Below are 14,217 nucleotides of genomic sequence, written 5' to 3' on the forward strand. Positions count from 1 at the left end.
TTCAGGGATCGCGCGTCACTGGAGCCAATCGAAACATTGTGCCAACTACGGGCATATGGATCCAGAGTTCAGAGCAATGCCGTCCGGTGATTGATTCCACCGCACCTGCATAGGCAGCAAGTTGCGGCGCGTGGCCAACGGCTCGTTCTTCCCAAAGCTCGAAACGGCCGGGAAAGCTCTTGTGGTCGATAATAGCGAAATCAATCCCGGTTTCGACCAGCATATCAATGCGGCCCTTGAGAAGCTGATCGGCTGCGGGTGACGTGACGGGCACTTCAGCAATGCTCCTGGTCACCGGCCATCGGCCGCGGCGCCAGGTTGCTAGTCGGTCACTGGCGATAAGCGCATCATCTGCTTTGAAGCCAATCACGTTCCAACGCGTCAGGATAGACGACGCGTCGGCAAGGCGCTGACCTCGGTCGCGGTCTGGATCATCATAGCCGATTATGGAATGGAGCGCTTCGCCTAGCGCTGCAATGTCGGCGATCCCGTCAATCGGGAGCCTTCCGCCAAGGTCAACCCTTTCGACGATCTTCCAGCTTCCACCTTCCGCCTCGCTTGGTTTCAGGAACAAGGGCGGACGGACCTGCAATTCGAGTGTTCGCGTTCGAACGAAGGTGGGCGGCGCGTCACGCTCCGCGGCCACCCCGCTCGTCGCCAGAGCCCTTACGTCGATTGTGAAATTCCTATTCCCGATACCGATCTGGTTATCGTCGCTCTGGGGAGGAACGACATGCGCTGCGGCCTCCGGCGCATTGAGCAGGCTCAGCCAATTGAGGGGACCTTTCGCTGGCGGAGCAAAGATCAGATAGTCGCGGGCTCGCGTGGCGCCAACATAGAGAAGTCTGGTGTCTTCCTCGACAGCGCGTTGCAACGCGCGCCGCCCCGTCTCTGAGTTCGCGACTTCCACATCGATCGTGCTGCCTTTTCCGCTTTGACCATAAGGCCACGGCCAGAAGCGAATCCACCGCTCCGCCAGAGGGTTGCGCCAATCGAGGTCACCGGTCGTCTCGGCGACCGGCTCGAACAGCCGCGCTTTCGATTCCCAGGAAAGTCCGGTCAAGATAGTCATTGGCCATTCGAGGCCTTTCGATCCGTGGTAGGTCATGACCTGGATCGCATCGCTGGCAAGGCTCGGGGGCCGTTTCGGCTCCGCGCCGTCAAGCGCTAGCAGAAGTCCCTGCAGGGTCGCGGGCGAGCCGGATGCGGCGCACTCTTCCTCATAGGCACGCGAGAAGCCGCGCAAGGCCTCGAGGTCGTCGAAGCGCATAGCGGTATCGCCCCAGCTCTCGATATGGCTTAACAGTGCTGGTAACGCGAGTACGGCGTCAACCAGCTCGGCCGGCGTGAAATTGAGCAATTGAGCCGCAAGCCTATCAAGCGCATCCGATATCGGCACGGCTGCCCGGAGCGCTGCGTCGGCATCATCAGAGGTAGCAGCCTGGAGCCAAGCATCTGAGCCGGAATCATTGGCGAAGAAGCGGGCGAGTTCCGCGAGGGCAAGGCGATCCGTCGCGTCAGCCACGCGCCGACATGCGGCGAGCACGAATTCCACATGGGGTGTACGCGCAAGTCCCGATCGTTCAACTGCCACCGGAAGTCCAGCACGGCTAAGAGCGAGGGCAAAACGTCCGACATCGGTATTGGAACGGCAGAGAATGGCGATGTCACCTGGCGTGATTGGCCTGTGATCGCGCTTGTCGTCTCCAACAAGCCATTCATCGGCTTCGGCCAGACATTGCCGGATCCCCTCCGCGAGGGCCTGCGCCTGCTCATCAACTTTGCCGATCAGCCACCACCAGCCGACCGATGGCATGTCAAAGCCAGCGTCGGATCGCGCCGCGCCCGAAAACGCATGCTGCGCCGCCGGCAGTCCCATTCGTTCGAAGACCGGCGTAAACATCGCGTTGAAAAGGTCGACCAGGCTTTTGCGGCTTCGCCATGATTTGGACAGGACCGGATTGTCCTCGGGCTTTCCGCCAGCGCCGAGAAACGCAGCCTGGGTCAGCTCGGTGTCGGCGCCGCGAAAGCCGTAGATGGCCTGCTTCGGATCACCAACCCAGGTGCTCTCATCGACCAGTTCCCCAAGAAGTGTGAACACGGCAAGCTGCAAGGGACTCGAATCCTGGAACTCATCGACGAAGACACGGCTGACGCGTTCCTTGAGCCTTGCGGCCAGGTGAGGTGTTTTGAGGATGTCTAGCGCGAGAGCTTCCTGATCCGTAAAATCCAATAGCCCACGCTCGGCCTTCCAATCCTGGTAAGCGGTCAACGCCTCGGCGGCGCAATCAAACGTCTCCGTGATGAACTGCTCGCATTCGAACCGGAGCCGCGGATGCTCGCTGTGCCGCCCCGCCGCGGCGATAAGACGGGTCAATGCCTGATTATAAGGTTGCCCGTCTTTGGTGGGCGCGCATTTCACCTTGGTCAAACGCGCCCAAGTCGACCAACTGAGCGTTTCGCCGCGTAAAATGCGTTCATGCGCCGCTCTGATCGTTTCGACCGAATCCGCTCCCGTGCTGCTCACGATGGCCGGGCGCATTTCAAAGGCATCCTTCAACGCGTTGGCCAGTGCTGCGTCTAGGTCCGCGGCGTCTGCCGCAGGAGGTGGAAAGCATGCTAGAAAGGTCTCAATTGATCGCTGCGCCGACGAGGTTAGCTGGTCAGCCTCAATTCCATTTGCCCGCGCGAGGGTCACGATACTACGCACCGACCGGCGCCAGTCAGGCGGTTCTCCCGTCCCCGGCGCACGAGGATCATTGTAGCCGAAGTGGTCCGCGAGTTCGTTCAGGACTTCGGCACGTGCGGCGATTGCACCGTCCGCGGCCACGCTGAATAACAGCGACATGTTGGATTCACCGATGACATTGGTCGACGGCGAGCGCCCCAGGTCGATGGCAAATTCGCTGACGATTTGGCTGCAAACGGCGTTAACAGTGCCGAAGCGCGCACCGAGCAACTGGGCAGCTGCGTCCGCCTTGTCTTGCTCAAATAGTTTGGCGCGGGCGCGTTCGACAAGTTCATCCGCCGCCTTGATGGTGAACGTCGTCGCAAGGATCTGTTCGGGGGTACGCACCAGAACCTCGTCGGCGATGTCATTGACGATCCTCGTCGTCTTTCCGGCGCCAGCGGCGGCGGTAATGGTCGTCAGTCGCGACATCAAACAAGCTCCTCGTAGACGCGACAGAGGCCGCGCAAATTGCAGAAGCGGCAGGGTTCTTTCGCTGCATCAATCGCAAGCCCAGCAGGTCGCAGATCACCGGTATCGGGGAAACCGGCCGCAATCAGCGTCCCCTTCGTGGTGAGATCGTGCCAGAGACGCCAATCGTTTGTCACATGCCCAAGCGTAGCGAGGTCATCTATATCCGCTTCAATAGGATTGCCGGTCAGAATGGAGCCCGGACCGGCTACTATGCGTCGCTGGCGCAGCAGAAAATAGCCCCCCGGAGCACCCGTCCCGTCGCTGGCCGAAAGCCCGCGATAGATGGCTAGCTGGATGGCACGCCCGGACGCGACTTCCTCCCTATATCGCCGTTCAGAGCGGGTCCATTTGAGGTCCAGAACGGCGATCCGGTCGCCGCGACGAACCAGGAGGTCGAGTCTGCCCTGAAGCAGGAGCTGCCCCTGGATGCCTTCCCGATCGAGCTCCGACCCGACGATCTCCAGACCTTGAGCATGGAGCAGGCGAACGAGCGCCTCCAAGGCACGTGGCACCATTTCGCGAGCGGCCGCGAGTTCTCCGGCATGTTCGGGCTGGAGCAACGGTGCTGCGATCTCGGGAAGCAGGCTTTCGAAATGTCCAATAGCCGCCGTCCTGACACCGGCTTCGGCGGGTGGTGCACCCGGAAGGAGGAGTCGGCGAGCGATCTCGTGGGCGAGATTTCCGAAGAGCTGGTCGGTGCCTGGGATTTCTGCAAAACGACCCGGCCGAAGATTGAGAATATCCTGGGCGAACCAGCTCAATTGACAGTTCAACATCCGTGTCAACGAAGTCGCGCTCTCACGACGGGTGTCGGTGAGGCGTGTCGTTCCCGGCGGTATTGCCCAGACTGGAATCCCTGCTGGCGGCTGCGCTTGCCGTTCAACAAGCTGACGAGGAAGTATCCTGCCGGCGAGCACGGCATCAGGTTCACGCAGCAACCGTTCCGCCTTGAAGGTGATCGCCGATCCGCTTTCCCTCAAAAGAGGACGCAAACGATGCGCCATTGGATGAAGGGTTGTCTGCGCGTCGCGCGCAAGCGCCGGGCGCACGAGAATGAGGCTTCCAAGGGCACGCCGGATGACGCTGCTATGGGCGGCTTCGATCCGGCCCGCAATCGCCGGTGACGGGTCGATCTCCACTCCATTTGCCATGAGCGTTTCACGCTCTGCATTGTCCCATGGTAAGAGGGTGATCTTCTCGCCAGGACCGACAAAATGCCACCAGATGACGCGCTGGGCCGAGGACCACAATGCTCCCGGCGTCTTGACGGCACGGATAGCACCCGCTTCCGCAAAATGGTCCGGATTGGGAACGCCCTCCGACAAGACTTGCAAGACAACCCGCTCGAGTAGGAGGGCGGGAATGACCGAGAGCTCCAAGCGGCTCAGGGCGTCAGACACAGCGGCTGCAGCATTCGAGACTGCCATCAGCAAGCGGTCGCCCTCGCCACCGTCCGAACGCATCGCCCAAGCGGCCACTCTCCCGCAGATAGCCATCGCCTCCGACAGTGGCATCCCCTCGCCTCTCGCAAAGCGCCCGACCTCCGTCCATGCGCGCCATTCCGCAAGCGTCGTGTCGGTTTTCCGGCGCGCTGTATCCGCGTCGGATCGCGCATTGATTTCGAGCAGGCGATCCTCGATTTGGGCCCATGCTTCTCTCCAGACGCGGCCACCGACGCCTGGCTCTTCGCTGAGAGCACGAGCAAGCCGACGCGCAACCCAGGCCGCAACAGGAGGCCGCGGAAGGAGAAAAAGGTTCAAAAGCACGCGTGGGTCGAATGGCTGCCACGCGGCGGCAAAAGCCAGAGGAAGAACCTGCAGTGCTCCGCGCCAAGGTGATGAGGCGGAGAGCCCGAGAGCTGGAATGCCCCTCGCGCGCAAAGCATGGTCCAGGAGCGCTGTATCGCCCTCGGAAGCGAGAATGACGGTTCCGCGCAGGTCCTCCGACGGCAAGGCTGCTAACCAGTCGGCGGTCGTTTCAGCCGCCATGAGTTCCGTATCGGCTTCCACCATTGTAAAAGTGCCGTCGCCGGCTAGTGGCTGGACGGGCTCCCCTGACAGAACCCGCTGCACTATTCGCAAGTCGGAGCCCTCTTGCGCCAGTTCGGGCTGCTCATGTTGGAAGATGGTGACCCCGATGGATTCGAGAGCGTCAACGATGCATGCCCACAGTGGCGGCGAAAGATCCCGCCGGTCTGCCAAACCGAGTTGACGAATTCTCAAGCCAGGTCTTGTCTTGAGGACGTCGAGCAAAGCAATGGCGCGGTCTTCCAAGCCCGCCTGCAATGTTGGCTCGACTGCCTCTGCGGCAGCGAGATCATCGAGGCGATTGCTACCGATCTCCTTACCACGCCACCCACTGCCCACCAGCGTATCGCGCCATTCGAGGATAGTGCTGGCTGTAGACCAGGGATCCTTCGAAAATGATGAGGCCCAGAAACGATCGCCACCGCAAGAGCGAAGCTTTGCGAGATAAGTCGAAATGCGCACTGCCTTCGAAATGCTCGGCGTAAGCATTCCTAGCTGGGTTTCAAGCGTCTGGACCAGTCCGAGGGGACCGACAATGTCTTTATCCAGCGATCCGGTCGCATCATACGAATCTGGATATACTCGACCATCCGCTGCTAAGCCGAAAATGAGTTGCATTTGCCGATTCCCGATTATCCTACTACAGATTGCATGAACCCGGCTTTGCATGCGAGATCTGCCCTGCCTGAAACACAGATATTATTTCGCTCGTATTATTAGAAACTGAGGGCGGTCGATTCGAATGCCCTATTTCGAAAGGGAAGCGAATGCGGGCATTCGAGACAAGCGAGAGAGAATCATCCTCAATAGCATCAAGAACCACCAGAGCGCTTCTCCATTATTTCAGGATATACAGATGATCTAGTCTCGGCCGGGACGTATTCTGAGGTGCTTGACCACTTTCGGCGGCTTGGCAAAATATTTTCGATCAGTTTTTCCGATTCGGTCCTGCCAGGGGTTGTAGGAAGGCATGAGCGTTCTTGTCACAAGCAAACCTGGGCCGCTGAAAAGGCCCGTCCCGCTGACCCAGCACAAACGGAGCGGTGCGCCCTATGTCCGTTTCGCCGACGTGGAGAGCCAGATCACGGAAGTGATCCAATATCCCGTTTCCGAATGGACACGGATTGTCTTCGCTGACGCGAAACGTTGGAAAACTCAGACACTTGTCTATCTCTCGCGTCACGCCATGGACGAAGAGCAGGTTTTCGGGCCGCTCCTTGCGGAAATTTTCCGGCGAGCCAGTAGGGTGCTGGGCTATTTGGATAGAGTGTTCGATCCGACGACGTTGGAAGTGATTGACGCTGAGTTGGCCAAAATGCTCGCGGCGCTCATCGTGATCGAAAACCCCACACGTACTTCAGAATATCTCGAGATCGACTTCAAAGGGAAAGTCAAACAGCTCGCCGACAAGGTGGCTGCCGCCTACAAGGCCCACCCTTCACCGAACCAGATACTGATGTCGTCCAAGCATGGCGACCGGCCAGATCCCCTCGATGCAATTCCCTCCGATGATACCCCGTACACTCTATTGGCCGCGAAGGCGGATCGGGGTTTGATCCGCCGACTTTTGAGGGCGGAGACCGATCCGCGTCATCGCAAGGCGTTCGTCCTGCGCAAAATGCGCGGCTGGCCGATGTATGATGAAGATCCGAATATTCCGTCAGTACTGCGCCATTTTGGCTTCCGTCCCGAACAGCGCCGCACTGTCCAATATTGGATCGCACGCGCTGAAGACCAGATGCGCGAGGCCTACGGAGAAGAACAATGATGACAGATCCCACCATGACCTTCGATGACATCGTGACCTTTCTCCTGGAAGAGAAGGTTACTCCGACACACCAGCAGCTCGTCCAATGGATCGACCGGTATCCGCAATTCGCCGACGAGCTTTCTGACTATTTCGCGGAATGGGCGGTCCGAGAAGAAATGGGCGACGACGAGGTCATAGAATCCCGGTCGGAACGTTTCGCGAACATTGGCGTCAGCCATGCCCTGAACCTCCTGCATGCGCGCAAGCCAAAGGCCGTCCTCGTCCCTGCCGCCGAGGGTAAGACGACGACGCTGGCGCAGCTATGCAAGGGCGCAGGTCTTAGCCTGGCATCGCTCGCAGATCGTGTGCGTCTGGACGAGGAAATTCTGATGAAGTTGGACCTCTCTCGCATCGTGGTCGGCAGCATTCCAAGGCGTGTCGTCAGCATGCTGGCGACCACACTCGGCACCTCGGCTGCCGAGATCTGGCACATCCTTGCAGCATCACCTCGGCCAACGTCGAAGGGTGCCCTGCAAAAAAGTCAACGACGCGCCCAGGTAAAGACCGAGAGCTTCGAGGACGCCATTAGATCGTCAAGCTTGCCTTTGGAGCTCAGAAACGAGTGGCTCCGCTCGATCGATGAAGGAACTGGACCACCATGACCAGCTGGAATGAGGTTCGCTCGCAGGCGCGCCAGTGGCACGAGGAACTTGCCGGGGAAACTGGGGAACTGGTTCCGGCGAAAGTGCTCATCTTGCGTGCGCGGGAAAAGAGTAGCGTAACAATCAAGATGCTCTCGCCGGACAGCATCCTGCTCGATGGGGCACGGGCCACCTATGTCTCTGCCGAGGATCCGGAACCTGCCAAAATCCTCTGTGCGAACAATCTTGAAATCGAAGACGAAAATTTCTGCCTGGCGCATGAGTTCGGTCATCACCGCCTTCATGATGTGGCGGGGCACTGCACTCACGGCGATATCAACGAATGGACGCCCGCCGAGCCAGAGGGATCTGCCGTTGGTGAAAGCGATGCCTATAGCCCGAAGCAAAGGCGGGAGGCCCAGGCCAACCTCTTCGGGCGCGAATTTCTTCTTCCGCGCGACAAGCTCAGGACCAGGTTTCTGGCCGGCGGAACGACGGCCGCGCAGATCGCGCACGAACTAAAGGTGCCGGGACATCTCGTTCTTCAACAGCTTGCCGATGCGCTCCTTTTGCCTGACGACCCACCTGTCCGGCCGCATCGAAAGGAGCCTGATCCCGATGCCAGCCAGCTTAAGGCGATCACCGCGCCCGCAGGTCCTTATCAAGTGCGAGCAGGGCCTGGCACGGGCAAGACACGAACCCTCGTTAGCCGTGTGGCGCACTTGATCGACAAGGGGGAGGTTCCGAGCAGCATTCTCGCCCTCACATACTCGAATGACTCCGCGTTCGATCTTGCCTCGCGAATTCAGGCCACCATCGGGGATAAAAGCGCTGGCGTCTGGACCGGTACGTTTCACGCTTTTGGCTTGGAGACCTTGCGCCTGTATTGGTCCGATATCGGACCGAACGACGCGCCTAAGCTCGCGACCAGAACGGACCAATTGTTCCTCCTCGAGGAACTGATGCCCTCTCTCGACCTCGACCTTTATTTCGATCTTCATGAGCCGCTGCGAGGTCTCAAGTCCATTGTTGCTGCGATCAGCCGCGCGAAGGACGAAATCTGTAGTCCATCGAGATATGCTGAGCTGGCCAGTGCTATGATGGAGTCAGACCCCGATGCCTCCTTGAAAGCCTCCGAGGTGGCGCGAGTCTACGCAATCTATGACGATACGCTGCGCAAGCGAGGAATGGTTGACTTCGGTGACCTCATCATCCGCCCGATCGAGCTGTTCAAGGCACGGCCGGATATTGCCCAAGAAGTCCGCACAGCCTACCGCAATGTCCTGGTCGACGAATATCAGGACATGAACCGTGCGAGCGGTGAATTTCTGCGGCTACTGGCTGATCCGGAATATGGGCCGTGGGTCGTCGGCGACGTGAAGCAATCCATCTACCGTTTCCGTGGCGCTTCCCCTATCAACATGTCGAAATTCAGAGATCGTTTCAAGGCGCCGGAGCCTACGGACCTCGAGGTGAACTATCGCTCCGGCGGCCGGATCGTGTCGATCTTCGAGGCCTTCGGCAGAACGCTAAATCTCGCAGAAGGGTCCGGGAGCAAACCACTTCATCCAGACAGAGGATCTGACACAGGGGTCGTCGAATTCAATGTCGCCGCCTCACGCGAGGCCGAGCAACAGGGTATCGCGGCTCGCATCCAGCAAGAGGTCTCCAATGGAGGGGCTTATAGAGACCATGCAGTGTTGGCCCGGTCGCATGGCACGCTGGTCAGAGTGGCCGCCCATCTTGAACGGTCGGGCATTCCCAGCCTTTATTTCGGCGATTTCTTCGAACGACCGGAGATTCGTGATTTCCTGTCACTTCTTTCTGTTACAGCCGACCATGATGGCCTTGGCTTGATGCGCGTGGGCCAGTGGCCAAAATACGCGATACCTGCCACCGACATCATCGAGGTTCTTCACCGGGCAGCTGGCGGCGAGAAAAGCCTCCTCGCCATGCTCAAGGTAGGGATCGACCCGAGCGGCCTTTCCGACGAAGGTGTAGAGGGTCTAAAGCGCCTCGCTACGGACGTTGCCGACGTCGAATTCAAGACATCCCCACATTTTCTGCTGGCAGACTATCTTTTCAATAAAGGTGGCGCCTTGGCGCAAGGTCTAGTCGGAGATACGGTCATCGCTCAGCAGCGCCGACTCGCGATATACCAACTGCTCCAGATTGCCTTTGAGCACCATTCGGCCAAGGGAGATCCAAAGCGGGCGTTCCTGGACTACGTGCGCAGGCTTGAGATCCTTGATGAGGAAAAGGAATTTCGTAGGCTACCGGCCGCCGCCGCCGGGATCGACGCCGTGCGATTGATGACAGTCCACGCTAGCAAGGGGCTTGAGTTTCCGGTCGTCCATATTCCGAGCCTTAGCCCATCGCATTTTCCTCCCAACAATCGATATGATCCTTGCCCACCACCGCCTGGGATGATCGAAAGCGATCCATTGCTGACGACCGATGTGGAGGAGAAAAGCCTATTTTTCGTCGCGCTTTCGCGAGCCAAGGACGTATTGAGTTTGTCGCGATCAAACAGATACGGAGGCCAGCCACGGCCCAATCCCTCTCCGCTTCTGGATCCTATCAAGAACATGATTCCGAGGCCGAGTGCTCCAACCTGGGTTTCGGAGGGTAAGCAGGCTTCACCCTATCCTGGGCTCCAATCCGACATGACCGGGCTTGAGGAGATAACGGTCGAAGCACTCGAACGCTATGGCGAATGTCCGCGCAAATTTTACTATCAGGACATTTTAAAGCTGCGCTCCCGAACCGAGCGCGGGCCATACCTGCGGTTCATCTCGGTCGTGCGCTCGACTGTAAAGTGGTTGCAGGCCACGCCGTCGTCAGAATGGGGCGGCATGGGCCAGCAGTTTTCTGAAAACTGGCAAGAGCATGGGCCCGTCGATCATCCTCATGGCGTTCTTTATGAAAGAACAGCAATGCAAATGCTCGCGCTCGCCCAAAAGGAACTTGGCGCACCGGGCCTTCCGACCGCGTTGGGACTGGTCGTCGCCGGCAAGAAGGTCGTGGCCAGCGCCGATAATATCCAGTCTAGCGGGTCCGGAATCATCATTCAGCGGCTAAAGGCAGGCCGCCTCGCCAAGAAGGAGAAAATGCGAGTCCGCGACGCGCTGATCTATTCGATAGTTGCGAGGGAAAACCCGGGCTCGCGCGTTGGCTTCGAGCATGTCTCGTTGTGGACTGGTGAGCGGTCAAGTGGCGGCGCGGTCAATCATGACATAACCGGCGACATCGAGGACAGTTTTGAAGGTATTGCGCAAGGGCGCTTCGATCCTGTCACCTCAGACCGGAGCTGTCCGACGTGTCCGTATTATTTCATTTGTGCGGCCGACGGCGTCCGGCTTTCGGCGCCAGCAAAATAATTACCGGGAGCTTTTTCCGATAGGCGCGAAATGCCGGTTGTAGATGTCGTGCGGCAGAGAGCCGCGGCAACGCAAAAGGCAAAACAATGAACAAAATCACGCTTTTCGTCCAGTTCGAAGGCTCTTCCACCATCGAACTGATTGAACTTTCAGACACTGCAACCTTTGCTGATCTCATCCGCTCCGCCGTTGAGCGCGGCCTGCCGGATGACATCCGCAACGAAGCGCTCATCTTTCTTGAAGAGAAGGAAGATCCTCTCGATGCCGCTATTCCGCTGATTGCGCAGGGCGTCAAGCACAAGGATCGCGTCATTCTTCACCGTTGCAAGCGCGTGGAAGCAAGCGTTGCATTCAACGCACGTCTTGAGCAGCGCAAGTTCAACCCCGCCGCGACAGTGGGCCGCGTCAAGCGCTGGTTCGTGAAAGAAATCGGCATGACCCCGGTCGACGCTAGCGAGCATGTACTCCAGATCACTGGTACGAGCCATCGCCCCGATGAGGACGTGTCTATCGGTACCTTGGTGGCAAAGGGCACCTGCTCGGTGGAATTCACCCTTGTTCCGCGCAAGCGCGTAGAGGGCTAGTGCCATGAACGTGGCTTTTGTGTCTCCGGACCAGCGCTCGCTTATGGCAGATTTGGTTGGCGGTGCCTTCCTTCTCGGGGAACACTCAGGCCGGTGGCGTCTGATTGACGTGGCTTGGCCCTATGTCTTGATTGAGGTCGCGGCCGCGCCGCGGCCTCAATCACCAAACAGCTATTGCCTGCGCTTGAACTGCGCCGGCTATCCCCAAGCAGCTCCGACCGCCTGCCTTTGGGATCCGGGCAACAATCGCCCTCTCCCCTTTCACCAGTGGCCGTCCGGAATTAGCCGGGTTCCGGCGATCTTCCGCACCGATTGGAAGAACGGCAGTTGTCTTTACATCCCCTGCGATCGCGAGAGCTTCGCGGGACACGAGAACTGGCGACAGGAGCACGCCGACCTGATTTGGCGCCCGGAGGACGGCATCGCCCAATACCTTCGGGCTGTCCACGAACTGCTCAGTTCAGAAGACTACCGCGGAGTACGCCATGGATAGAATCAAGATTGTCATCCCTCGGGCGATTTGGCTCGCCGGTCTGGCCGAGCTTCATCGCCGTGGCGGTGAGCGCCACGAGTCGGGCGCCTTTCTGCTCGGAAAATCCGAGAAAGGAAAGCGTGTCGCGTCGCATTGGGTTTTCTACGACGAACTCGACCCTGACGCATATTCGACCGGCGTTTGCGTGCTCTACGGGGAGTCGTTCGACCGCCTGTGGTCGATCTGCCGAAAAGCCGGGCTTGCAGTCATAGCAGACGTTCACACCCATCCCGGCTCCCCTGCGCAAAGTCATTCGGATCGGACGAACCCCATGGTCTCGACATCCGGGCACATTGCACTAATCGTCCCCAATTTCGCACGTGGCCCGCACTGGCGCCATCAGCTCGGAATGTACCGGTATGAAGGCGATCACCAGTGGACAAATCTTAGTGGTTGGAGTGCGCGTGGCCTCCTCAAAACGGGAACCTTCAGATGACCATCGACCCTCGTCAAATTTCTCCGGACAATCTTCATCGCGGCGTCAAGATGGCGCTCGATACAGGCGAGGTCGCATCGGTGGCGGACGGATATGCCCTTTTTTCGCGCTATCGAGTCAATATCATCGCTGGGCCAGAGGTCGAAGCATCCCGGGCGCATCAGGTCGCCTTGCTTACGATGGTGAACACGGGCCGGCGATCCCTGCTCGGTGGCGTGCATGTAGCGGGTGCGCTGGATGTCCCGCTTTTGGTTGCTTTGCCCGGCGTGGGCGACACGCTGTCCCAAGCGGTCGCATCGCTCGGCGGAACCTGGGTCGACAAACCCCACGACGATTCGCCGACCATCATCCTGGGCAGCGCGACCCTTCCGACGACAGTCACTGTACCGTGTTTCGTTGCTACTTTTGATGGCTGGCGAGGCGGCGTCGGACCTGTCGGCGAATGCGAACGGCTCTCGGAGCGCGCGGATTCGACGCTTGGAGCCATCCTGGCCGGGGCGATCGCTATGAGCGAGATCTTTCAGAACCTGCGCGGTTACGTCCTTGCGGGCCATCGTACTGTTGGGATGTCGCTGTGGGACCCGGGAGCCCTGGACTGGCACGGCGGTGACGACGCTCCCGCGATCCAGGCAGCCCCGAGCAGGCTCTGGCTCATAGGTCTCGGACATCTGGGTCAGGCGTATTTGTGGACCATGGCTCTGTTAGACTTTGAACAGCCTGAGGCAGTCGAGATTACCCTTCAGGATTTTGACAGGCTCACCGAAGCGAATGATAGTACTTCCCTTCTTACGACTTTGGATCGCGTTGGCGAGAAAAAGACCCGCGTCATGGCGGAATGGTTGGAAGGACGCGGTTTCCAGACGCGTATCGTCGAACGAAAATTCGATGGCGACCTTCATCTTACCGACGACGATCCGCAGGTGGCATTGTGTGGCGTGGACAATCTCGAAGCCCGTGCTGCGCTCGACGAGGCCGGATTAAAGCTGGTAGTCGAGGCGGGCCTAGGGGCCGGGCCGGACGAATACGTTGCCGCTCGTATTCACTGTTTCCCGGCCAGCGTGACAAGCAGGTCCAAGTGGGGTGGTCTGGATCGAGATCGTGCCAAGGGCGAGGGACGCGCTTACGACACTCTTTTGGAATCCGGCGCCATCGACGCGTGCGGACTGGTTCAGTTGGCAACACGGACGGTCGGCGCACCCTTTGTCGGCCTCGTGGCCGCGTGCCTCGTTGTCGGCGAATTGCTCCGCAGGCTGCATGGCGGTCCGGAACTCGAGGTAATAGATCTATCCTTGAGGGCACCGAACCAGCGCATGGTTGTTCAGCTCGACAAGCCTAACCGTCCATGGAGCTATGGATTCACCACTGTGCGCTCTGTCGTATCGCCAAGTTAGTCGGAACATAGTCGCGCGCTAGATGTGACCCCATGCGCGAAACCTCCCCTCCCGGGCATTTCCCGCAGGCCGAGTTCCAACACGATCCGCCGCGGTGTCTGCGGCGTCACGTCGAGCGTTTTCGTCACCATCGCGGCCGACACCAGCGGTTTTATCCATCACAAGCTCAACCGATCCAGCAGTTCTAAAAGGTACGACGTTCCTTCCAGTTTTGGGTACATCATCGTCTTCGCCAGCGCCAGCCGATCATGTCCTTCAAGCCGATCTCGGCACC

The 14,217-nt window shown here is 59.2% G+C and carries 10 protein-coding genes; 7 read left to right on the forward strand and 3 right to left on the reverse strand.

Annotated features, from left to right (window positions below):
- Nucleotide 1 precedes the first annotated feature (1 nt).
- Both FHT28_RS20075 and FHT28_RS20080 read right to left on the reverse strand, forming a co-directional pair.
- Nucleotides 2-3,160 (reverse strand): UvrD-helicase domain-containing protein, encoded by a 3,159-nt coding sequence (locus tag FHT28_RS20075; RefSeq protein ID WP_168597142.1) that lies wholly within the window; start codon nt 3,158-3,160, stop codon nt 2-4.
- A complete protein-coding gene (locus tag FHT28_RS20080) occupies nt 3,160-5,718 on the reverse strand; it encodes a PD-(D/E)XK nuclease family protein (RefSeq protein ID WP_246704903.1) in 2,559 nt (852 codons plus the stop codon). The genes FHT28_RS20075 and FHT28_RS20080 overlap by 1 nt, the downstream gene beginning before the upstream one ends.
- 481 nt (nt 5,719-6,199) lie before the next feature.
- Here FHT28_RS20080 and FHT28_RS20085 point away from each other — a divergent pair, with 481 nt between their 5' ends.
- The 7 genes from FHT28_RS20085 to FHT28_RS20115 all read left to right on the forward strand — a co-directional run bounded on the left by FHT28_RS20085 (nt 6,200) and on the right by FHT28_RS20115 (nt 13,943).
- Complete coding sequence (locus tag FHT28_RS20085) at nt 6,200-6,997, forward strand: hypothetical protein (protein ID WP_168597144.1); 798 nt, start codon at nt 6,200-6,202, stop codon at nt 6,995-6,997.
- A complete protein-coding gene (locus FHT28_RS20090) occupies nt 6,994-7,641 on the forward strand; it encodes an acetoacetate--CoA ligase family protein (protein WP_168597145.1) in 648 nt (215 codons plus the stop codon). Before FHT28_RS20085 ends, FHT28_RS20090 begins: the two co-directional genes overlap by 4 nt.
- Complete coding sequence (locus tag FHT28_RS20095; RefSeq protein ID WP_168597146.1) at nt 7,638-11,000, forward strand: ATP-dependent helicase; 3,363 nt, start codon at nt 7,638-7,640, stop codon at nt 10,998-11,000. Before FHT28_RS20090 ends, FHT28_RS20095 begins: the two co-directional genes overlap by 4 nt.
- An 86-nt stretch (nt 11,001-11,086) precedes the next feature.
- Nucleotides 11,087-11,584 carry a hypothetical protein gene (locus FHT28_RS20100; RefSeq protein WP_168597147.1) on the forward strand — a complete coding sequence of 166 codons (498 nt, stop codon included), beginning with the start codon at nt 11,087-11,089 and terminating at the stop codon, nt 11,582-11,584.
- A gap of 4 nt (nt 11,585-11,588) precedes the next feature.
- Nucleotides 11,589-12,077, forward strand: coding sequence for a hypothetical protein (locus FHT28_RS20105; protein ID WP_168597148.1), 489 nt, complete (start codon nt 11,589-11,591; stop codon nt 12,075-12,077).
- Nucleotides 12,070-12,552 carry a Mov34/MPN/PAD-1 family protein gene (locus FHT28_RS20110; protein ID WP_168597149.1) on the forward strand — a complete coding sequence of 161 codons (483 nt, stop codon included), beginning with the start codon at nt 12,070-12,072 and terminating at the stop codon, nt 12,550-12,552. The genes FHT28_RS20105 and FHT28_RS20110 overlap by 8 nt, the downstream gene beginning before the upstream one ends.
- Nucleotides 12,549-13,943 carry a ThiF family adenylyltransferase gene (locus FHT28_RS20115; RefSeq protein ID WP_168597150.1) on the forward strand — a complete coding sequence of 465 codons (1,395 nt, stop codon included), beginning with the start codon at nt 12,549-12,551 and terminating at the stop codon, nt 13,941-13,943. Before FHT28_RS20110 ends, FHT28_RS20115 begins: the two co-directional genes overlap by 4 nt.
- On the opposite strand, the gene FHT28_RS36860 is transcribed toward FHT28_RS20115, so the two are convergent.
- Nucleotides 13,940-14,074, reverse strand: coding sequence for a helix-turn-helix domain-containing protein (locus FHT28_RS36860; RefSeq protein WP_348645001.1), 135 nt, complete (start codon nt 14,072-14,074; stop codon nt 13,940-13,942). The genes FHT28_RS20115 and FHT28_RS36860 overlap by 4 nt on opposite strands.
- Nucleotides 14,075-14,217 lie beyond the last annotated feature (143 nt).

The sequence above is a fragment of the Rhizobium sp. SG570 genome (genome assembly GCF_012275345.1).
GTDB lineage: Bacteria > Pseudomonadota > Alphaproteobacteria > Rhizobiales > Rhizobiaceae > Rhizobium > Rhizobium lusitanum.

What these genes read in the sequence shown, in the direction of transcription:
- FHT28_RS20075 (WP_168597142.1), bottom strand. Translation starts at nt 3,160, where the DNA reads ATGTCGCGACTGACGACCATTACCGCCGCCGCTGGCGCCGGAAAGACG.
- FHT28_RS20080 (WP_246704903.1), bottom strand. Translation starts at nt 5,718, where the DNA reads ATGCTTACGCCGAGCATTTCGAAGGCAGTGCGCATTTCGACTTATCTC.
- FHT28_RS20085 (WP_168597144.1), top strand. Translation starts at nt 6,200, where the DNA reads ATGAGCGTTCTTGTCACAAGCAAACCTGGGCCGCTGAAAAGGCCCGTC.
- FHT28_RS20090 (WP_168597145.1), top strand. Translation starts at nt 6,994, where the DNA reads ATGATGACAGATCCCACCATGACCTTCGATGACATCGTGACCTTTCTC.
- FHT28_RS20095 (WP_168597146.1), top strand. Translation starts at nt 7,638, where the DNA reads ATGACCAGCTGGAATGAGGTTCGCTCGCAGGCGCGCCAGTGGCACGAG.
- FHT28_RS20100 (WP_168597147.1), top strand. Translation starts at nt 11,087, where the DNA reads ATGAACAAAATCACGCTTTTCGTCCAGTTCGAAGGCTCTTCCACCATC.
- FHT28_RS20105 (WP_168597148.1), top strand. Translation starts at nt 11,589, where the DNA reads ATGAACGTGGCTTTTGTGTCTCCGGACCAGCGCTCGCTTATGGCAGAT.
- FHT28_RS20110 (WP_168597149.1), top strand. Translation starts at nt 12,070, where the DNA reads ATGGATAGAATCAAGATTGTCATCCCTCGGGCGATTTGGCTCGCCGGT.
- FHT28_RS20115 (WP_168597150.1), top strand. Translation starts at nt 12,549, where the DNA reads ATGACCATCGACCCTCGTCAAATTTCTCCGGACAATCTTCATCGCGGC.
- FHT28_RS36860 (WP_348645001.1), bottom strand. Translation starts at nt 14,074, where the DNA reads ATGGTGACGAAAACGCTCGACGTGACGCCGCAGACACCGCGGCGGATC.